Here is a 22077-nt window from a genome sequence, read left to right as displayed (position 1 = left end):
TTTTTTTGAATGATTTAAACGTGAACGCTTGATTTAGCAATCTGATTTAATTCCATTAAATGATGAATATCCTCATCATTAACTTCTTTGTGATGGTCGGCAAATTGTAAGAATTGAGGATAAATATCATCCAATTCAATTTTAGTTAAGTCGTAACCAACATTTTTAGCTCGGTATGCCAAAGCAGCTCTACCGCTTCTTGCTGTTAGCACAATTGAAGATTGAGTTACGCCAACATCAGCCGGATTGATAATTTCGTAGGTTTCTCTGTTTTTTATAACGCCGTCTTGGTGTATGCCAGAGCTGTGAGCAAATGCATTTTCACCAACAATGGCTTTATTTGGTTGTACAACCATGCCCATACTTTGCTGTACCAATTGACTGGTACTGTAAAGTAATTTTGTATTAATTCCGGTATCTAAATTAAGGTAAGGATGTTGTTTTAAAATCATTACAACTTCTTCTAATGATGTATTTCCGGCACGTTCTCCAATACCATTTATAGTACACTCAATTTGTCGTGCTCCATTTTGAACTCCTGCAATAGCATTAGCAGTTGCCAAGCCTAAATCGTTATGGCAATGGCAAGATAGGGTAACGTTATGAACTCCTTTTACGTTTTCTTTCAAGTATTTAATTTTTGCGCCGTACTCGTCAGGTAAACAATAACCTGTAGTATCAGGAATATTTAAAACGGTTGCTCCGGCTTTAATTGCCTCTTCACAAACTTTTGCTAAAAATTCATTATCAGTTCTTCCGGCATCTTCAGCATAAAATTCAACATCTTCAACAAATGTTTTAGCATAAGCTACTGCTTGAATTGCACGTTCAATTATTTTATCTTGTGTTGAATTGAATTTGTAAAGTATATGAGAATCAGAAGTTCCAATTCCGGTATGTATTCTTGGACGTTTTGCTAATTTTAAAGCTTCAGCCGCAACTTCAATATCTTTTTTGTTTGCTCTTGTAAGTCCACAAACGGTTGCATTTTCAACAATTTTAGAAATTTCTACAACAGAAATGAAATCACCCGGGCTAGATATAGGGAAACCTGCTTCAATAACATCAACACCTAAAATATCCAATCTTTTAGCAATCACTAATTTCTGTTCGGTATTCAATTTACAACCCGGCACTTGCTCACCATCTCTTAAGGTTGTATCAAAAATTTGGACTCGATTTTTACTCATTTTTGATTTTTTTTTATCACATTTGAACTTCAAAAATAGAAGTATAGTATATATTCGTATCTTTATTAATTAAGCTGTTTACTATATTCAAATAAAATTTTGATTTTGTAATAGTTTGAAATACAGTAAGATAAAAATAAATTAGTTACAATGGCTATTGATCAAAAAGATGCGCTTTTTATGTTGATTAAGTCGCTTTCTAAATCTGAAAAGCGACAATTTAAATTATATGCCGGTAGATTGGGTGGAAATCTTCATGCAAATTTCATGTCGTTATTTAATTTACTTGATAAAGTTAGTACTTATGATGATGATTTGATCTTAAAAAAAACCAGTATAAAAAAACAACAAATATCTAACACAAAAGCCCATTTATATAAACAAATTTTGGTGAGTTTAAGGTTTAATCCTGTACATCACAATGTAAGGGCACAAATTAGAGAACAATTTGATTTTGCGGCTATTTTGTACAATAAAGGATTGTACAATCAGAGTTTGAAAATTTTAGAAAAAGCAAAAGAGTTGGCTTTAAAAAATTTCGAAAACAATTTAGCGTATGAAATTGTTGAGTTTGAGAAAGTTATTGAATCTCAGTACATTACCAGAAGTATGAGCAATAGAGCCGATGAACTTTCTGAAGAAGCGAAAGAACTAAGTTTAAGAAATGTTAGAATAAGTAAACTTTCAAATCTTTCTTTACAACTTTACAGTTTATTGTTAAAGCAAGGTTATGTTAAAGACGATGAAGATTCTATAGCTGTAACCGATTATTTTAATAAAAGATTACCAAAATATAATATTGCAGAACTTGGTTTTAGAGAGAAACTATTTTTATACAAAGCATATTTATGGCATAGTTTAATTTTACAAGATTTTGTTTCGAGTTATAAATATTCTCAAAAATGGGTTGATTTATTTGATGAAAACCCTGATATGAAAATTCAGAACCCTGTTTTTTATTTAAAAGGAGTTAATTATTTATTAGAATCATTGTATTTAATAAAACATAGAACAAAATTTAACAATGCACTTGAAAAATTAATTTTTGATATAAAAGAAGAAAAAGTTTCTTTAAACGATAATACAAAAACATTGACATTTTTATATCTCAATCAAAACAAGTTTAACCTTTATTTTTTAGAAGGAAATTTTACAGAAGGACTTAATTTTGTCTCTGAATTTATTAGCGAATTAAAAGAATATGAAAATAAAATAGATGCTCATCATATTATGGTTTTTTACTATAAAATTGGGTGTATGTATTTTGGTGCCGGCAAAAATGAAGAATGTATTTTTTATTTGGAAAAAATTATAAGTAATAAAGATTTAAAAATGCGTGAAGATTTATTATGCTTTTCTCGTGTTTTAAATTTGGTTGCACATTACGAAGCAGGAATAGATTATAATATTGAAAAGCTCATAGTTTCAACCTATAAGTTTTTAATAAAAATGGATGATTTGCATGAAGTACAACGAAAAATGATATCATTTTTAAAAAATTTGAGCAATATTTATCCGCAAGACCTTCGCAAAGCGTTTATAAAATTACACGAAGAATTAAGTCAGTACGAACACCACCCTTACGAAAAAAGGTCGTTTTTGTATTTAGATATTTTATCGTGGTTAGAAAGCAGAATTCAAAATGTTCCGATTGAAAAAATAATTCAACAAAAGGCTAAAGAATTAATTAAATAAAATCATTTCATTTTTTAAAAATTAATTTACATATTTGTTCTTAAGAGTATGAGACATTTAATTTACAATATCATTTCAATTATTATTTCTGTGATTCGTTCAGAAAAAAGTTAGGAATGCTATTGAAGTAATTATAAATTTTAAAACCTTCCTAATAGCTTTGGGAAGGTTTTTTTTATTAAATAATCATTGTAAAATAAATGAATGTAACTTACAGATATACAGATTTGTATGTGTAATAATGTATAAGTGAGTATTGTAAAAAAAAAGAATTAAAGAAAACTAAAAATAACAACTCTTATAAATTTGTCTGTTATTGAAAAATAACAAACAAACTTAAATTAGTTTTAAAAATAATTTAACAAAAACAAATAAGCGTTAAAATAAATGCAACTAAATAAATATAGTAAAAGAGTAACACAAGATGAAACCCAACCTGCTTCACAAGCAATGTTGTATGGAGTTGGACTATCTGAAGATGATATGAATAAACCACAGGTAGGTATTGCAAGTACCGGGTACGATGGTAACCCTTGTAATATGCACCTTAATAATATAGCTTACCAAATTAAGGAAGAAATAAATAAAAAAAATCAGGTTGGTTTGGTATTTAATACTATTGGTGTTAGCGATGGTATATCAATGGGAACATCAGGTATGAATTATTCTTTACCATCAAGAGATATAATTGCCGATTCTATTGAAGTAGTAATGAATGCTCAAAGTTACGATGGTTTAGTAACCGTTGTTGGATGTGATAAAAATATGCCGGGAGCAATTATGGCAATGTTAAGGTTAAACAGACCATCGTTAATGGTATATGGCGGTACCATAGCATCAGGTAAATATAAAGGAAGGAAATTAAATATTGTTTCAGCTTTTGAAGCGTTGGGGCAAAAAATAGCCGGAGCAATTTCAGACGTAGAATATAAAGAAATTATTAAGAGTGCCATTCCAGGAGCAGGTGCATGTGGAGGTATGTACACAGCAAATACCATGGCTTCATCAATTGAAGCGTTAGGCTTTGCATTACCTTACAATTCGTCAATTCCGGCTGAGAATCCTTCTAAAGAAACAGAAACAGAAAGAGTAGCTTCGGCAATAAAAAACTTATTGGAACTTGATTTAAAACCGTTAGATATTATTACCAAAAAATCTTTAGAGAATGCAATTGCTTTGGTAAATGCGCTTGGAGGATCAACAAATGCGGTTTTACATTATTTAGCAATAGCACATGCTGCCGGCATCGATTTTACCTTAGAAGATTTTCAACGTGTGAGCGATAGAACACCGCTAATTGCCGATTTAAAACCGAGTGGCGAATATTTAATGGAAGATGTACACAGTATTGGAGGTACTCCGGCTGTGATGAAATATTTATTGGATAATGGTTATTTACATGGAGATTGTATGACTGTTACCGGTAAAACACTGGCTGAAAATTTAGCAGATGTAAAACCGCTGACTTTTGAAGAAGATCAACAAGTAATACATCCAAAAGAAAAAGCATTGAAAGCTTCGGGAAATCTTCAAATTTTATTTGGAAATCTTGCTACTGAAGGAGCTGTTGCTAAAATTAGTGGGAAAGAAGGAAATTTATTTAAAGGAAAAGCAGTTGTTTTTAATGGTGAACAAGAAGCAAATGAAGGTATTGGAGCAGGAAAAGTTTCAAAAGGCGATGTAATTGTAATTAGATATGTGGGTCCAAAAGGAGGACCCGGAATGCCGGAAATGTTAAAACCAACATCAATGATTATGGGAGCCGGTTTAGGAAAAACGGTAGCATTAATTACTGATGGTCGTTTTTCAGGTGGTACCCATGGCTTTGTTGTGGGACATATAACTCCCGAAGCACAATCAGGTGGTAATATTGCTTTGATACAAGATGGTGATATTATTGAAATTGATGCTGTAAATAAGTTAATAAATGTCAAATTATCTGATGATGTGTTAGCTGTCAGAAAAGCTCAATGGAAAGCACCTGAATTAAAACATAAAAAAGGAATTTTATATAAATATGCAAAAACCGTTTCTTCAGCTTCTGAAGGTTGTGTAACGGATAAATTTTAAGCCTATGGAGACATTAAAAAAAGAAATTCAAGAAAAAAAATATTTGCCTTCAATTAAAATTAAAGGTGCTGAAGCAGTGATAAAATGCTTATTGGAAGAAGGGGTAAATTTAGCTTATGGATATCCGGGAGGAGCCATTATGCCTGTATATGATGAGTTGTATAAGTATAAAGATGAACTTCATCACGTACTTACTCGTCATGAACAAGGCGCTATTCATGCGGCGCAAGGTTTTGCAAGAGTTACGGGTAAACCGGGTATTGTTTTTGCAACATCGGGTCCCGGTGCAACTAATTTAGTCACAGGAATTGCTGATGCCCAAATAGATTCTACACCATTAGTTTGTATTACCGGTCAGGTAGCTTCACATCTTTTAGGTTCTGATGCTTTTCAAGAGACGGACATTATAGGTATTTCTACACCGGTTACAAAATGGAATTATCAAATTACCAAAGCAAGTGAAATTCCTGAAATTATTGCAAAAGCATTTTATATTGCAAAATCAGGTCGTCCGGGTCCTGTTTTAATTGATATAACTAAAGATGCTCAATTTGGAGAGTTAGATTTTTTATATGAAAAATGTACAAAAGTTAGAAGCTACAAAGCAATTCCAAAATTCGATATCAACAAAATAAAAGAAGCTTCAGAAATTATTAATAACGCAAAAAAACCATTTATTGTTTGGGGTCAAGGTGTTATAATTGGTAAAGCAGAACAAGAGTTTAAAAACTTTATTGAAAAAACAGGGATTCCTTCAGCATCAACAGCTTTAGGTCTTTCTGCTTTAGAATCAAAACATCCTTTAAATGTTGGTATGGTGGGTATGCATGGAAATTATGCACCAAATGTTTTAACAAACGAATGTGATGTGCTTATTGCAATTGGAATGCGATTTGATGATCGTGTTACAGGAAATTTAGATACTTATGCAAAACAAGCTAAAGTTATTCATTTTGATATAGACCCTTCTGAAATTGATAAAAATGTTAAAACAGATGTAGCCGTTTTGGGAGATGTAAAAGATACACTGTTTGAAATAGTACCGTTGGTTAAAAAAAATAATCATAAAGAGTGGTTAAATGAATTTCATAAATTATATGAAGTTGAACTTGAAAAAGTTATCAACGATCAATTAAGTCCAACCAAAGAAGGATTAACAATGGGTGAGGTATTAGCCGCTATTAATAGAGAAACTAAAGGTGATGCCGTAATTGTTTCAGATGTTGGGCAACATCAAATGTTTGCTTGCCGTTATGCCGATTTTATTAGAACAAGAAGCAATGTTACTTCAGGAGGTTTAGGAACCATGGGCTTTGCTTTACCTGCAGCTATTGGAGCAAAAATGGGAGTGCCCGAAAGAGAAGTAATAGCTATTGTTGGTGATGGTGGTTTTCAAATGACTATACAAGAATTAGGCACTATTTTACAAACCAAAGCAGCAGTAAAAATTGTAGTTTTAAATAATGAATTTTTAGGGATGGTACGTCAATGGCAAGAATTGTTTTTTGACAGAAGATATGCCTCAACAATTATGACAAATCCGGATTTTGTTAAAATAGCCGAAGGCTATGATATTAAAGCAAATAAGGTTTCAAAAAGAGAAAATTTGGGCAATGCAATTAAAGAGATGATTGCCTCAAAAGAATCATACTTTCTTGAAGTAATGATTGAAAAAGAAGACAATGTTTTTCCAATGGTACCAACAGGTGCAAGTGTTTCAGATATAAGATTAAGTTAATTATGGAAGAAAATCAAAAATTTACGGTTTCGGTGTATACCGAGAATAATATTGGGATATTAAATCGTTTATCCGCAATATTTTTAAAACGGCATATCAATATTGAAAGTATGACGGTAAGTAAAACTGAAATAGAACATGTGCACAGGTTTACTTTTGTAGTTATTGTTACTGAAACTCAAATTAGAAAAGTTGTAGGTCAATTAGAAAAACAAATTGAAGTTATTGGAGCTTTTTATCATAAAGAAGATGAAGTTATATATCAGGAAGCGGCAATGTTCAAATTATCTACAGACCATTTGTACGATGAAAAAATTCAGAGTAAATTAAAACTGAGAAGGGCTCATATAGTAACCATTACAGATACTTTTTTCGTAATTGAGGCTACTGGTTTAAAGGAAGATATTGACCGTTTGTATGAAAAGTTAAAACCATATGGATTATTACAATTTGTGCGTTCGGGTCGTATTGCAATTACCAGAACAAAAATGGGAATATCAGAAGTATTACAAGAATTTAATTAAAAAGACAATATAAAAAATGACAAATTATTTTAACACACTTCCATTACGTTTACAATTAGAGCAATTAGGAACTTGTGAGTTTATGGATTTTTCAGAATTTGAAGATGGTGTAAAAAAATTAGAAGGTAAAAAAATTGTAATTGTAGGTTGTGGAGCACAAGGATTAAATCAAGGTTTAAATATGCGCGATTCAGGTTTGGATATTTCATATACTTTACGCGAATCGTCCATAAAAGAGCAACGTCAGTCATATAAAAATGCTGTTGAAAATAATTTTAAGGTTGGAACATACGAAAAAATGATACCAACGGCAGATCTGGTTGTTAATTTAACACCAGACAAACAACATACCAGTGTAGTTTCGGCAGTTATGCCATTAATGAAAAAAGGAGCAACATTATCGTATTCTCACGGATTTAATATTGTTGAAGAAGGAATGCAAATCCGTAAAGATTTAACAGTAATTATGGTAGCTCCAAAATCGCCGGGATCTGAAGTGCGAGAAGAATACAAACGTGGATTTGGAGTTCCAACATTAATTGCAGTACATCCTGAAAATGATCCAACTGGTGATGGTTTTGAAATTGCTAAAGCTTATGCAGTTGCTACAGGAGGACACAAAGCAGGTGTTTTAAATTCATCATTTGTTGCTGAAGTAAAATCTGATTTAATGGGAGAGCAAACCATTTTATGCGGTTTGTTACAAACAGGGTCCATTTTATCGTTTGATAAAATGATTGAAAAGGGCATTGAACCGGGTTATGCTTCAAAATTAATTCAATATGGATGGGAAGTTATTACAGAAGCTTTAAAACATGGAGGAATTACCAATATGATGGATCGTTTATCAAATCCGGCAAAAATAAAAGCCTTTAAACTTTCAGAAGAATTAAAAGAAATTATGCGTCCGCTTTTCCAAAAACACATGGATGATATTATGAGTGGTGAGTTTTCTAAAACAATGATGGAAGATTGGGCAAATGACGATAAAAATTTATTGACTTGGAGGGCAGCAACAGGCGAAACTGCTTTTGAAAAAACAACAGCAGGTACTGTTGAAATTACAGAACAAGAGTATTTTGACAATGCTGTTTTAATGGTAGCTTTTGTAAAATCTGGTGTAGAACTGGCTTTTGAAACTATGACTGAAGCTAGTATTAAAGAAGAATCAGCGTATTATGAATCGTTACACGAAACGCCGTTAATTGCGAATACAATTGCACGTAAAAAATTATTTGAAATGAACAGAACCATTTCTGATACTGCTGAATATGGCTGTTATTTATTTGACCATGCTTGTAAACTATTATTAGCAGATTTTATGAAAGGAATTGATACCGATGTGATTGGTAAAAAATATGGTGAAGGAAAAGATAATGGTGTAGATAATAAAGAGTTGATTGAAATTAATGAAATTATACGCTTTCATCCTGTTGAATTGATTGGATATGAGTTAAGAGAATCTATGACCGCAATGACCAAAATTGTTTAATGAGCGTTTCTTTAAAAAATAGCATTTCATTAGAAAAAATTTATACAGCACAACAGAATATCAAAGGAGTAGTTGAACATACTCCTTTGGTATTTATGAAAAACTTTTCTGAACGTTACCAAGCATCTATTTACTTTAAAAGGGAAGATCTGCAAGTTGTTCGTTCTTATAAAATTAGAGGCGCTTTTAATAAAATTCAAGGATTAACACCTCAAGAACTTAAAAATGGTATTGTATGCGCAAGTGCCGGTAATCATGCTCAAGGTGTAGCTTATGCTTGCCAAAAATTAAAAGTTAACGGGGTAATTTTTATGCCCGTAACTACATCACACCAAAAAATTGATCAGGTTAAAATGTTTGGTGGTAGTTTTATAAACATTAAACTTATTGGTGATAGTTATGACGATAGTCAAAAAGCAGCCGGCGAATTTTGCAAAGAACATAACAGCACTTTTGTACATCCTTTTGATGATATTGATGTTATTGCAGGGCAAGGAACCGTTGGTTTAGAAATTTTAAATGATTGTGATACAACTATTGACTATTTATTTGTTCCTGTTGGTGGAGGTGGTTTAGCTTCTGGTGTTTCAATTGTATTTAAAGCCTTAAGCCCTTCAACAAAAATAGTTGGAGTTGAACCTCAAGGCGCACCATCATTAACAACTTCATTAGAAAAAGGAGAAAATATCACACTTGATGAAATTGAAAAATTTGTTGATGGCGCTGCAGTAAAACGTATGGGAGAAATAACTTTTCAAATTTGTAAAGAATTGTTAGATGATACCAATACCATTTGCGAAGGATTAATTTGTTCTACAATTTTGAAAGTTTATAACGAAAATGCTTTGGTTGTAGAGCCTGCAGGAGCGTTATCAATTTCAGCACTTGAAAAATATAAGAAACAAATAAAAGGTAAAACAGTAGTTTGTGTGGTGAGCGGTGGTAATAATGATATTACCCGAATGGAAGAAATGAAGGAGAGAGCATTGTTTTACGAAGGATTAAAACATTATTTTATTATAAAATTCCCTCAACGAGCAGGAGCTTTAAAAGAATTTGTGGTAGAGGTCTTAGGTCCAAATGACGATATTGTATATTTTGAATATACCAAAAAACACAATAGAGATAAAGGGCCTGCAGTAGTTGGAATTGAACTGGATTCTAAAGATGATTTTGAACCTTTATTGGCCAGAATGAAAGAAAAGGGCTTTTTAGGTGAATATTTAAATGAAAAACCTGAATTATTTCAATTTTTGGTTTAGCAATTAAAGTCTTGTTATTCAATTGATTTAATAACTGAAGAAGTTTAATATTAAAAAAATGATAAAAATTTAATTATTTTAAAAATGTATTAATTTTTTTGTTTAATATTGTACCCATGAAAATAAACAATGCAAATATTACTGTTGAAATGCCCCCTTACATTTATTGTATGCGCCGCTGTATGCGCTAATTCTCCATGCGTTTAATAAAAACAGTTTAATATTATCATTTTCAAATTTTGCAACATTCTTTTAACATATTTACAATTTCAAATTTAACTTTTTTAGGGTTAGAAGAATTGACTGTACACTTTATACCACACCGTCGCCCCTTTTGGGCGTAATTATATTTTGAAAACGATGCGTTCGTTTTCGTTTTAGGTAACATCAAATTTTATTTTTTTAATTTTAATTATTTATAAGCTAATGAAAATTGTTATAGCTGATGAATCGCATATAAAATATGCACAATTAATTTGTGATACTATTAAAGAATCTGCTGAAGTTAGAGGAACTGGTATTGCTTTAAGAACTCCGGAATATATAACTAAAAAGATTTTAGATAAAAATGCTGTTATTGCAGTTCACGAGGATCAATTTGCCGGATTTTGCTATATAGAAACATGGAGTGATAAAGCTTTTGTGGTTAACTCAGGTTTAATTGTTCATCCAAATTTTAGAAATCAAGGTATAGCTAAAAAAATAAAAAAGAAAATTTTTGAATATTCTCAAGAAAAATATCCAGGAGCCAAAATTTTTGGTATAACTACCGGACTTGCAGTGATGAAAATTAATTATGAGTTGGGATACCAACCGGTTACATTTTCTGAATTAACAACTGATGAGGCTTTTTGGAATGGATGTCAAACTTGTAAAAATTTCGATATTTTAACAAGAACAAATAAAAAAATGTGCTTATGTACAGGAATGTTATACGATCCAAAAAATAGGAAAAAAATTAAAAAACACGAGTATAATTCCAAAGTATTAAGCAGATTAAAAGGAATTAAACAAGCATTATTTTTAAAGAAAAATAATAAATAAAATGGAAAAAGTAGTAGTAGCATATAGCGGAGGTTTAGATACATCATTTTGTGTACAATATTTACAACACGAACTTAATTTAGAAGTACATAGCGTACTTGTAAATACAGGAGGTTTTTCCGTAAAAGAACTTGAAGCGGTTGAAGCAAAAGCCTATAAAATGGGTGTTGCAACTCATACAAATAAAAATATTTTAGATGAATTTTACGAAAAAGCTATTAAATATATGGTTTTTGGAAATGTGCTAAAAAACAACACGTATCCACTTTCAGTGAGTGCCGAACGCGTGTTTCAAGCCATTGAAGTAATAAATTATGCTAAAGGAATTGGAGCAAAATATATTGCGCATGGTAGTACCGGAGCAGGAAATGATCAGGTTAGGTTTGATATGATTTTTCAAACTTTGGCTCCTGAAATTGAAATAATTACACCAATTAGAGATTTAAAATTAACACGTCAAGAAGAAATTGAATACTTAAATAAACACGGAGTTGAATTTACTTCAGAAAAAGCAAAATATTCAATTAATAAAGGAATTTGGGGTACAAGTGTTGGTGGTGTAGAAACATTAACATCAAATAAAGCATTGCCTGAGAGCGCTTATCCTAGTCAGTTACAAAAAACGGAGCCTTCAGAAGTTGTATTGCATTTTGATAAAGGAGAATTAGTTGGTTTAAATGATGAATTTGATTCACCAGTAAATACCATTTTAAAGTTAGAAGAAATCGCTTCAAAATATGCCATAGGAAGAGATATTCATATTGGTGATACTATTGTTGGGATTAAAGGGAGAGTAGGTTTTGAGGCAGCCGCAGCATTGGTAACTATTAAAGCTCATCATACTTTAGAAAAACACGTACTTACCAAATGGCAGCAATATTGGAAAGATCAACTGGGAAATTGGTACGGAATGTTATTACACGAAGGACAATATTTAGATCCGGTAATGCGTAATATTGAAGCTTTTTTAATTGATTCTCAAAAAACAGTAACCGGAAAAGTTATTGTAACTTTAAAACCATATCACTTTAGTATTAACGGAATTGAATCTGACCACGATTTAATGAAATCTAAATTTGGTGAATACGGTGAAGAAAATAAAGCTTGGACTGCAAATGATGCTAAAGGTTTTATTAAAATATTGGGCACAGCAAATAAAATATATCACAGCGTAAATTCAGAGTTATGATAAAAGCCGGAATCATTGGAGGTGCAGGTTACACAGCAGGAGAATTGATACGATTACTTATCAATCATCCTAAAGTTGATATCGATTTTGTGTACAGCACTTCCAATGCAGGGAATAAATTGTATGATGTACACCAAGATGTATTAGGGCAAACAGAACTGATATTTTCCGGAAAAATAAATGCTGATGTTGACGTGGTTTTTTTGTGTTTGGGGCACGGAAATTCTACCAGTTTTTTAAATGAACATACATTTTCTGAAACCACTAAAATTATTGATTTAAGTAACGATTTTAGGTTGAATAGCGATGCTGTTTTTATGGGGAAAGAATTTGTGTACGGATTGCCTGAACTTCAAAAAGAAAAGATAATTAAAGCCAAAAATATTGCAAATCCGGGTTGTTTTGCTACAGCAATTCAATTAGCCTTATTGCCGTTAGCGAAAGCAAATTTATTGAATAACTCCATTCATATAAACGCAACAACAGGTTCAACCGGAGCCGGAGTTTCTTCAAGTGAAACTACGCATTTTAGCTGGAGAGACAATAATTTTTCGGTATACAAAGCCTTTACACACCAGCATTTAGGTGAAATTTCGGAAAGTTTACAACAATTGCAATCTAATTTTTCGGAAGAGTTGTTTTTTGTACCAAACAGAGGGAATTTCAGCAGAGGTATTTTTGCTTCAATATATCTAACATTCGATAAAACTTTAGATGAAGCATTTGAATTGTTTGATGATTTTTATAAAGACTCACCTTTCACAAAAATTTCGAAAAAACCAATTCATTTAAAACAAGTGGTAAATACCAATAATTGTTTTATTCACTTGGAAAAACATAAAAACACATTACTCATTACTTCGGTAATCGATAATTTGTTGAAAGGAGCATCAGGCCAGGCAGTTGAAAATATGAATCTCATTTTCGGAATCAATCAAAAGGAAGGTTTACAATTAAAAGCTTTGGCATTTTAAATTAATTTATATGAAAATAGCAATTATAGGAGCAGGAAATTTAGGAATATCAATCGCTAATGGTATTTTAAATAGCGAGTTAACCATAAATTCTTTGTATTTAACTAAACGAAATATTTCTGAATTAAAACAATGGAAATCGGTTTCAAATGTTATCGTTACAAAAAATAACGTTGAAGCAGTTTCAAACTCTGAAATCATCATTTTAGCGGTACAACCCAAACAACTTCCATTGGTTTTAGGCGAAATTAAAGATGTTATTAATGCAACAAAACATATGGTAATTTCGGTTATAACAGGAAGAAAAATAAGTGATATTGAAAGCGTTTTAGGTAGTGAAGTTCCTATTATTAGAAGTATGCCTAATACGGCTATTTCAGTTTCTGAATCTATGACTTGCTTGTGCGCAAACAAAAAAGGTGAAGATAAATTTATAATTGCGCAAAATATTTTCAATTCGGTAGGAAAAACCATGTGTATTGACGAAAAGTTGATGCAGGCAGCAACTGTTATTTGTGCCAGCGGTATTGCTTTTTGGATGCGACTGATTAGAGCAACCACACAAGGAGCTATACAGTTGGGCTTTGATGCCAAAGAAGCTCAAGAACTTTCTATGCAAACCTGTTTGGGAGCCGCCAGTTTGTTGGTAAAATCAAAAAGCCATCCGGAGCAGGAAATAGACAGAGTTACCACGCCAAGTGGTTGTACTATTGAAGGTTTAAATGAAATGGAACACCAAGGGTTAAGTTCCTCTTTAATTAAAGGTTTAGTAGCTTCATTCGAAAAAATTAATCAAATTTAAAAAGTTTTATAATGAAATTATTTGATGTTTATCCGCTTTACAATGTAACTCCTATAAAAGCTGAAGGTGTGTATGTTTGGGATGAAAACAATACAAAATATTTAGATTTATACGGTGGACATGGTGTTATTTCAATAGGTCATACACATCCCAAATATGTAAAATCGTTAACAGAACAAATTCATAAAATTGGATTTTATTCTAATTCAATTCAAAATCCTTTACAAGTTGAACTAGCTCAAAAACTAGGCAAGTTATCGGGTTGTGAAAATTATGAGTTGTTTTTGTGTAATTCTGGGGCTGAAGCAAACGAAAATGCGTTAAAATTAGCTTCATTTGAAACAGGAAAAAGCAGAATAGTATCATTTAAAAATGCGTTTCACGGACGTACTTCGGCAGCAGTTGCTGTAACGGATAATATGAATATAAATGCACCTGTTAATCTTCAGCAAAAGGTAACATTTTTACCGTTGAATGATGTTGATTTGGTTATTCATGAGATTGGTAAAAAAGATGTTGCAGCCGTAATTATTGAAGGAATTCAAGGCGTTGGTGGTTTAGATGAAGGTACTACCGAGTTTTTTAAAGAAGTTCAAAAAATATGCACTAAAAATGGTGTACTTCTTATTTTAGATGAAATTCAATCGGGTTATGGAAGAAGTGGTCAATTTTTTGCATTTCAGCACCATAATATTCAGCCGGACATAATAACAACTGCCAAAGGAATGGCAAATGGATTTCCTATTGGAGGTGTGTTAATTTCTGATAAAATAAAGGCAAAATACGGAATGTTGGGAACTACTTTTGGTGGAAATCATTTGGCTTGTGCTGCAGCAATTGCTGTTTTAGATGTTTTAGAAGATGAAAAATTATTAGCAAACGTAAACGAAGTATACCGGTACTTTTTAGAAGAAATTAAATCAATCCCTCAAATAAAAAAAGTAAAAGGAAAAGGTTTAATGTTGGGTGTTGAATTTGATTTTGAAGTAGGGGAATTAAGAAAAAAACTAATTTTTGATAAACACATATTTACAGGAGGTTCAAACAATAAGAAATTATTGAGAATACTACCTCCTTTATGTATTTCGAAAGAAGAAATAGCCGTATTTATTTCGGTGTTAAAAGAAGTTTTAAAATGAACACAATTTTAACAACAGAGCAACGGAACAATGTTTTAAGTGAAATGGTTAGGCTTATTGTAAAAAATAAAGCCGAAATTTTAACTGCCAATAAAATGGATGTTGAGAGTTATAATGGTGAAGATTTGGCAATGTACGACCGTTTGAAAGTTGATGAAACTAAAATTAACGGAATGATTTTATCACTCCAACAATTATTGGAAGATGTTGATCCTGTTGGTAAAGAACTGTATAATTTTACACACGAAAACGGCTTAAATATCATCAATAAAACAGCACCTTTTGGTACGGTTTTAATTATTTATGAATCCAGACCCGATGTTACTGTTGAAGCAGCCGGAATTGCGTTTAAGTCGGGGAATAAAATTTTATTGAAAGGAGGAAAAGAAGCTGTAAATTCCAATCTTAAAATTGTAGAACTATGGCACAAAGCTTTGGCTGCATTTAATATTTCTGAGATTTGGGTTGAATATTTGAATTATAGCCGAACTGAAACTCAGGCATTTTTAGAAAATCCAACTCAAAAAGTCGATTTAATAGTGCCGCGCGGAGGTGAAAAATTGATTGCTTTTGTAAAACAACATGCTAAATGCCCTGTAATTGTAAGCGGAAGAGGTAATAATTTTGTTTATGTTGATGCTGAAGCCGATTTAGAGATTGCTCTTAAAACCATTATTAATGGTAAAACAGCAAAAATATCGGCATGTAATGCATTGGATAAAGTTTTGATACATTCAAATTTGCCAAACAAAGAAATTTTTATTAAAAAGTTGATTGATAAATTGTTAGAATATAATGTTGAAATTTTAGGTGATGCGTATATGGCTTCTTTTGAAAATATTTCACCTTTTGAAAGTTCAGCAGTTTGGTTTAAAGAGTTTTTAGATTATAAAATTGTTTTAGGAAGTGTGGTTTCTACTGAAGATGCTATCGCTAAAATCAATACATACAGCGGAGGTCATTCAGCGGTAATCATTACAAAAAATAACAATACGGCTACTATTTTTATGGAATCGGTAGATTCGGCTGCGGTATATCAAAATGCTTCGACTCGTTTTACCGATGGAGGTCAGTTTGGTTTAGGTGGTGAACTTGCCATAAGTACCGATAAATTACACCACAGAGGTCCAATGGGTTTACAGCATTTAGTAACTAATAAATGGTATGTTTATGGAAATGGACAAATCAGGTAAAAAAAGAATTTTATTAAAAGTAGGCTCTAATGTGTTAACAAAAGAAACGCATCAAATTTCCAGAGGAAAAATTGAAGACATTGCTCGTCAGGTAGCAGGTTTAAAAGATAAGTACGAGTTTGTTATAGTAAGTTCAGGCGCTATTGCTGTGGCAAAACAGTTTGTTGATTTGGAGACCAATGGAAAAGAAATTAAAGTGAAACAGGCACTAGCTTCTATCGGTCAGCCACATTTAATGAGAATTTATCAGGAAATTTTTAGAGAACATGGCTTATTTACTGCGCAGTGTTTATTGTCGTATTCCGATTTCGAAAAAGAACAGTCTAAAATAAATATAGTAAACACTATCAATGTTTTGGTTGATAATAATTACATACCAATTATCAACGAAAATGATACAGTTGCTACCGATGAAATAAAATTTGGTGATAACGATAAATTAGCAGCATTAACGGCTTCATTATTAAAGGCCGATTTATTTATTATTGCCACAAATACTAATGGCATTTACACTAAAGAATCTATCAAAAATAAAAATGGAAAAACTATTTTAAAAACAGCCGATATTTCATCATTAAAAAATGAAATTGAAATTTCAGTTTCAACACATGGTACCGGTGGAATGGTTTCGAAAATTGATGCTGCTGAAATAGCTCAAAAAGCCGGAATTGAAACATGGATTTTAAATGGTTTAAAGGATAATTTTATTATTGAAAGCTTCAGTAATAAAATTGATTTTACAAAAATAATAATAGTATAAAATGAAACATTATTTATCTATCAATAATTTGGATAGCTTGCAAAAAACCATAGAGGAAGCTATAAAGTTGAAAAAAAGCCCATTGCAGTTCAAGTTTTTGGGTGAAGGAAAAACCATTTGTTTATTATTTTTTAATAATAGTTTACGTACGCGTTTAAGTACTCAAAAAGCGGCTCAAAATTTAGGAATGAATGTTATTGTTATGAATTTTGGTAGCGAAGGTTGGGCTTTAGAGTTTGAAGATGGTACTGTAATGAATCAAGAAAAATCGGAACATGTAAAAGAAGCTGCTCAGGTAATTTCTCAATATTGTGATATTGTGGCAATACGAGCCTTTGCTTCATTAACAGATAAAGAAAAAGATGAAGCTGAAATAGTACTTCATAATTTTAAAAAATATGCAACCATTCCTGTGGTAAATATGGAAAGTGCTATTGGGCATCCTTTACAAGCATTGGCAGATGCTATTACTATTGAAGAATATAAAACTAAGGAAAAACCTAAAGTTGTTTTGTCGTGGGCGCCACACCCAAAGGCATTGCCACACGCTGTTGCAAATTCTTTTATTGAAATGATGCAGTTGCAAGATGCCGATTTTGTAATAACCCACCCAAAAGATTACGAATTGAATCCTGAAATCACCAAAAATTCAAAAATTGAATATAACCAAGATAAAGCTTTTGAAAATGCCGATTTTATTTATGTAAAAAACTGGAGTTCTTATAAAGAGTACGGTAAAGTTGTAAATACAGATGCTTCTTGGATGATTACTGAAGAAAAAATGAAAAAAACAAACAATGCCAAATTTATGCACTGCTTGCCTGTGCGTAGAAATGTAATTGTCGAAGATGCTGTTTTGGATTCAAATAATTCTATTGTGATTGAAGAAGCGAATAATAGAACATATTCAGCACAAATTATATTAAAAAAAATATTAGAAAATAATTAAAATATGGTCACTAAGCGGAGTCGAAGTGATTTCAATTTAAAAAAGATTAAATGTTAGTTCGACTTTGTGCAATCATCATCTAAGATAGAAAATGAATAAGCTAAAACTAAAAATAATTAAAATTGGAGGAAATATCATTGAAAATGAACAGAATTTAAATGATTTTTTAAAAGATTTTGCAGCAATTGAGGGGCTTAAAATTTTAATTCACGGAGGTGGTAAAAAAGCCACAGAATTAGCAAATGCTATTGGTTTACAACCTAAAATGGTAAACGGACGAAGAATTACTGATGAAGCTAATTTAGAAATTGTTACTATGGTGTATGCCGGATTAATTAACAAAAATGTGGTTGCTCAATTACAAAAAAACAATTGTAATGCCATTGGTTTATCTGGCGTTGATGGTAACACAATTTTAGCGCATAAACGTATTGTAAAAGATATTGATTACGGTTTTGCCGGTGATATTGATGCTGTTAATGCTTCAACGGTTAATGCGTTGTTACAAAATAATTTAACTCCTGTTTTTTGCGCCATTACACATAATAAAGAAGGTCAATTACTAAATACCAATGCCGATACTGTTGCTTCAGAAATTGCGATAGGAATGAGTAAGTTGTACAATGTTGAACTCGATTTTTTATTTGAATTAAAAGGTGTTTTGAAAAATTTTGAAGATAAAGAGTCGGTAATACCATTTATCAATTTTGAAACCTACGAGCAATTAGTTAAAGAAGGTGTTATTTCAGACGGAATGCTTCCTAAATTGCACAATTGTTTTAATGCTTTACAAAAAGGAGTTAGTAAAGTTAAAATTGGAGATGCTACATTTATTAAAAACTCGAATAATAAACATACAACACTAAGTTTAAAATAATGATAGATCAATTATCAAAAGAAGCTATAGAATTACTTAAAAAATTAATTTCAACACCGTCATTTTCAGGTGAAGAAAATGAAACTGCACTATTGATTATGCAATGGTTTTCTTCTCATAATATAAAGTTTGAAAGCAATAAACACAATATTTGGGCTAAGAATAAACATTTTGATGCTTCAAAAAAAACTATTTTACTAAACTCTCATCATGATACTGTAAAACCGAATAAAGGTTATACAAGAGACCCGTTTTTACCGGAAATTATTGATGGAAAATTGTATGGGTTAGGCAGTAACGATGCAGGTGGTTGTTTGGTTTCATTATTGGCAGCATTCACGTATTTTTACGATAAAAAAGACATAAATTACAATTTGGTTATGGTGGCTTCTGCTGAAGAAGAAAGCTCAGGCCCAAATGGTTTAAATAGTATGTTATCAATTATTCCACCAATTGATTTTGCTATCGTTGGTGAGCCAACGCTATTACAATTAGCTATTGCTGAAAAAGGATTGTTGGTGTTAGATTGTAAAGCAAAAGGAACTTCGGGGCACGCAGCTCATGGGAACGGAGATAATGCCATTTACAATGCTATTAATGATATTCAATGGTTTCAAAACTTTGAATTTCCTAAAATTTCTGAAACTTTAGGGAAAGTTAAAATGACGGTGACTCAAATTCAAGCCGGAAATCAGCATAATGTAATTCCTGCAAATTGTGAGTATGTGGTTGATGTTCGGGTAACAGATGCATATACCAATAAAGAGGTCTTAGATATTGTAAAGTCTAATGTGAATTCAGAAGTAAAAGCAAGGTCGTTACGGTTAAATTCATCATCCATTCCTAATAATCATCCTATTGTAAAAGCAGGTATAAAATTAGGTAAAACAACGTATGGTTCACCTACACTTTCAGATCAGGCGGTGTTGAGTTGTCCTTCATTAAAATTAGGACCTGGTGATAGTTTGCGATCACATACAGCTGATGAGTTTATTTATGTAAATGAAATTGAAGAAGGAGTTGATTTGTACATTAAAATATTAGAAGAAATAGTATAAAACTGTTTAACTGTTGAATAGTTGAGTTGTATAAAAATACAATTTAACAATTGCACAATTAAGCGCTTAAACAATAATAAAATGAAACTTTGGGATAAAGGCTTTAGTACCGATAAAAAAATAGATTTATTTACTGTTGGGAATGATAGAGAGCTGGATTTAATTTTGGCTAAATACGATGTAATTGGTAATATTGCTCAAGCTAAAATGTTGCATAAAATAGGGTTGCTTACAGCAGATGAATTAAAAGTACTTGAAACAGAGTTAAACACTATTTTAAATCAAATTGAAGAAGGGAATTTTATTATTGAAAATACTTTTGAAGATGTACATTCTAAAGTTGAATTTATGCTTACCGAAAAGTTAGGCGATACGGGTAAAAAAATACATACAGCACGTTCAAGAAACGATCAGGTTTTAGTTGATGTGCATTTGTATGTAAAAGATGCTTTAAATGAAATAAGTGAAGGTGTTGATAGTTTGTTTGATTTGTTAATTAAGTTGGCTAAAAAGTATCAGGATGTTTTAATGCCTGGTTATACGCATTTTCAGGTTGCAATGCCTTCGTCATTCGGATTGTGGTTTTCAGCTTATGCGGAAACTCTAATTGATGATATTTATTTTTTAAAAGCAGCGTATAAAGTAGCAGATCAAAATCCGTTAGGTTCAGCAGCGGGTTACGGAAGTTCTTTTCCGATAGATAGAAAATATACTACTGAGGTTTTAGGTTTTGATACTTTAAAATATAATTCGGTTGCAGCACAAATGGGACGTGGTAAATTGGAAAAAGCAGTTTCATTTGCATTGAGTTCAGTAGCAAGTACATTATCAAAAATGAGTATGGATATATGTTTGTATATGAGTCAGAATTTCAATTTCATTTCTTTTCCTGACGAACTAACAACAGGTTCAAGTATTATGCCTCACAAAAAAAATCCAGATGTTTTTGAACTAATTAGAGGAAAATGTAACAAATTACAAGCATTACCTTATGAATTCACGTTGATTACAAATAATTTACCTAGTGGGTATCATAGAGATTTACAATTGTTAAAAGAAGGATTAATTCCATCATTTTCAACTTTAAAAGCCTGTTTGGAAATGATGACTTTTTCATTAGAACAAATTAAGGTAAATACAACTATTTTAGAAGATGAGAAATATTTGTATTTATTTAGTGTAGAGGAAGTTAATAAATTAGTACAACAAGGAGTTCCTTTTAGAGATGCATATAAAATTGTAGGTAAAAATATTGCTGAAGGAAAATTTGATCCTGACAAAAAAGTAAACCACACCCATATTGGAAGTATAGGTAATTTGTGTTTAGATGAAATAGTTGAAAAGAAAATTAAGATTAAATAACTGTAATAAAGAAGCTTTAGAGATGTTGTCATCCTATGTTTGAAAAATGAAAAGAAATATAATTTTTTGATTTTATTTGCAAGCATTCCAAATTACATCATTTGGAGTAGGTGCAGTAATGGTTATATTTTCTTTAGTTACAGGATGAATAAACTCAATTTTACGAGCGTGTAAATGAATGCTGGCATCTTTATTACTTCGGTCAAAACCATATTTTAAATCGCCTTTTATAGGCGATCCGATAGAAGCCAACTGACATCTAATTTGGTGATGGCGTCCGGTTTCTAAATCCACTTCTAATAAATGATAATTGTCTAAAGATTTTAATAACTTATAATGGAGGACAGCTTTTTTGCTTCCTTCAGTTTCGGTACTGTAAGAGGTAGATTTATTGTTTTTTGGATTTTTTCTTAAAAACCCTGTTAAAGTGTCTTCATTTTTAGTTGGTTTGTTTTTTACAACTGCCCAATAGGTTTTGTTAACTTGTTTTTCACGTAGCATTTTATTAAAACGTTCTAATGCTTTTGAGGTTCTGGCAAAAACAACAATACCGGTTGTAGGTCTGTCAAGCCTATGTACAACACCTAAAAAAACATTACCTGGTTTATTGTATTTCTCTTTAATATATTCTTTAACAATTTCGCTTAAAGGTGTATCTCCTGTTTTATCTCCTTGAACAATTTCGCCACTTTTTTTGTTGATAATAATGAAGTGATTGTCTTCAAGTAAAATTTCTAAGTTGTTTTTAGTTGAAGCCAT

The 22077-nt window shown here is 31.5% G+C and carries 19 protein-coding genes; 17 read left to right on the top strand and 2 right to left on the bottom strand.

The genetic code is table 11. From position 1 onward, the window contains the following. Nucleotides 1-14: 14 nt before the first annotated feature. Nucleotides 15-1190, bottom strand: a complete 1176-nt coding sequence (locus tag HGB55_RS04320) for a 2-isopropylmalate synthase (RefSeq protein WP_168814985.1) — start codon at nucleotides 1188-1190, stop codon at nucleotides 15-17. Between the two features lie 150 nt (nucleotides 1191-1340). On the opposite strand from HGB55_RS04320, the gene HGB55_RS04315 reads away from it, so the two are divergent. The 17 genes from HGB55_RS04315 to argH all read left to right on the top strand — a co-directional run bounded on the left by HGB55_RS04315 (nucleotide 1341) and on the right by argH (nucleotide 21318). After that, nucleotides 1341-2885, top strand: coding sequence for a hypothetical protein (locus HGB55_RS04315; RefSeq protein ID WP_168814983.1), 1545 nt, complete (start codon nucleotides 1341-1343; stop codon nucleotides 2883-2885). A gap of 387 nt (nucleotides 2886-3272) precedes the next feature. Continuing rightward, entirely contained in the window at nucleotides 3273-4955 is a 1683-nt protein-coding gene (ilvD, locus tag HGB55_RS04310; RefSeq protein WP_168814981.1) for a dihydroxy-acid dehydratase, read from the top strand. A gap of 4 nt (nucleotides 4956-4959) precedes the next feature. Beyond that, entirely contained in the window at nucleotides 4960-6693 is a 1734-nt protein-coding gene (gene ilvB / locus HGB55_RS04305; protein WP_211047342.1) for a biosynthetic-type acetolactate synthase large subunit, read from the top strand. A gap of 2 nt (nucleotides 6694-6695) precedes the next feature. Next, a complete protein-coding gene (gene ilvN / locus HGB55_RS04300) occupies nucleotides 6696-7217 on the top strand; it encodes an acetolactate synthase small subunit (protein WP_168814978.1) in 522 nt (173 codons plus the stop codon). Nucleotides 7218-7233: 16 nt separating this feature from the next. Continuing rightward, on the top strand, nucleotides 7234-8709 hold the full coding sequence (ilvC, locus tag HGB55_RS04295) for a ketol-acid reductoisomerase (RefSeq protein ID WP_168814976.1): 1476 nt from the start codon (nucleotides 7234-7236) through the stop codon (nucleotides 8707-8709). Next, nucleotides 8709-9971, top strand: a complete 1263-nt coding sequence (ilvA, locus tag HGB55_RS04290) for a threonine ammonia-lyase IlvA (RefSeq protein WP_168814974.1) — start codon at nucleotides 8709-8711, stop codon at nucleotides 9969-9971. The genes ilvC and ilvA overlap by 1 nt, the downstream gene beginning before the upstream one ends. A 426-nt stretch (nucleotides 9972-10397) precedes the next feature. Then, nucleotides 10398-11015 carry a GNAT family N-acetyltransferase gene (locus HGB55_RS04285; protein WP_168814972.1) on the top strand — a complete coding sequence of 206 codons (618 nt, stop codon included), beginning with the start codon at nucleotides 10398-10400 and terminating at the stop codon, nucleotides 11013-11015. Between the two features lies 1 nt (nucleotide 11016). Further along, entirely contained in the window at nucleotides 11017-12204 is a 1188-nt protein-coding gene (locus HGB55_RS04280) for an argininosuccinate synthase (protein ID WP_168814970.1), read from the top strand. Further along, complete coding sequence (gene argC, locus HGB55_RS04275; protein WP_168814968.1) at nucleotides 12201-13178, top strand: N-acetyl-gamma-glutamyl-phosphate reductase; 978 nt, start codon at nucleotides 12201-12203, stop codon at nucleotides 13176-13178. Before HGB55_RS04280 ends, argC begins: the two co-directional genes overlap by 4 nt. Nucleotides 13179-13188: 10 nt before the next feature. Continuing rightward, nucleotides 13189-13980: a pyrroline-5-carboxylate reductase gene (gene proC / locus HGB55_RS04270; protein ID WP_168814966.1), complete on the top strand. Its 792-nt coding sequence runs from the start codon at nucleotides 13189-13191 to the stop codon at nucleotides 13978-13980. Between the two features lie 11 nt (nucleotides 13981-13991). Next, complete coding sequence (locus HGB55_RS04265) at nucleotides 13992-15119, top strand: aspartate aminotransferase family protein (protein ID WP_168814964.1); 1128 nt, start codon at nucleotides 13992-13994, stop codon at nucleotides 15117-15119. Then, nucleotides 15116-16312 carry a glutamate-5-semialdehyde dehydrogenase gene (locus tag HGB55_RS04260; RefSeq protein WP_168814962.1) on the top strand — a complete coding sequence of 399 codons (1197 nt, stop codon included), beginning with the start codon at nucleotides 15116-15118 and terminating at the stop codon, nucleotides 16310-16312. The genes HGB55_RS04265 and HGB55_RS04260 overlap by 4 nt, the downstream gene beginning before the upstream one ends. Continuing rightward, nucleotides 16290-17072 (top strand): glutamate 5-kinase, encoded by a 783-nt coding sequence (proB, locus tag HGB55_RS04255; RefSeq protein ID WP_371807799.1) that lies wholly within the window; start codon nucleotides 16290-16292, stop codon nucleotides 17070-17072. Before HGB55_RS04260 ends, proB begins: the two co-directional genes overlap by 23 nt. A 1-nt stretch (nucleotide 17073) precedes the next feature. Continuing rightward, entirely contained in the window at nucleotides 17074-18021 is a 948-nt protein-coding gene (locus HGB55_RS04250) for an N-acetylornithine carbamoyltransferase (protein WP_168814960.1), read from the top strand. A 91-nt stretch (nucleotides 18022-18112) separates the two neighbouring features. Further along, the gene (argB, locus tag HGB55_RS04245; RefSeq protein ID WP_168814958.1) at nucleotides 18113-18898 is read left to right on the top strand and encodes an acetylglutamate kinase; all 786 of its coding nucleotides are present in this window, start codon (nucleotides 18113-18115) and stop codon (nucleotides 18896-18898) included. Continuing rightward, entirely contained in the window at nucleotides 18898-19956 is a 1059-nt protein-coding gene (locus HGB55_RS04240; RefSeq protein ID WP_168814956.1) for a M20 family metallo-hydrolase, read from the top strand. The genes argB and HGB55_RS04240 overlap by 1 nt, the downstream gene beginning before the upstream one ends. An 81-nt stretch (nucleotides 19957-20037) precedes the next feature. Beyond that, complete coding sequence (argH, locus tag HGB55_RS04235) at nucleotides 20038-21318, top strand: argininosuccinate lyase (RefSeq protein WP_168814954.1); 1281 nt, start codon at nucleotides 20038-20040, stop codon at nucleotides 21316-21318. A gap of 72 nt (nucleotides 21319-21390) precedes the next feature. Here the strand turns inward: argH and HGB55_RS04230 are convergent, their stop codons facing one another. Then, on the bottom strand, nucleotides 21391-22077 hold the full coding sequence (locus tag HGB55_RS04230) for an RluA family pseudouridine synthase (protein WP_168814952.1): 687 nt from the start codon (nucleotides 22075-22077) through the stop codon (nucleotides 21391-21393).

Source organism: Lutibacter sp. B1, assembly GCF_012524075.1.
Taxonomy (GTDB): domain Bacteria; phylum Bacteroidota; class Bacteroidia; order Flavobacteriales; family Flavobacteriaceae; genus Lutibacter.
Note: the sequence above shows the minus strand (reverse complement) of the source record. Positions and strands in the feature narration are given on the sequence as shown.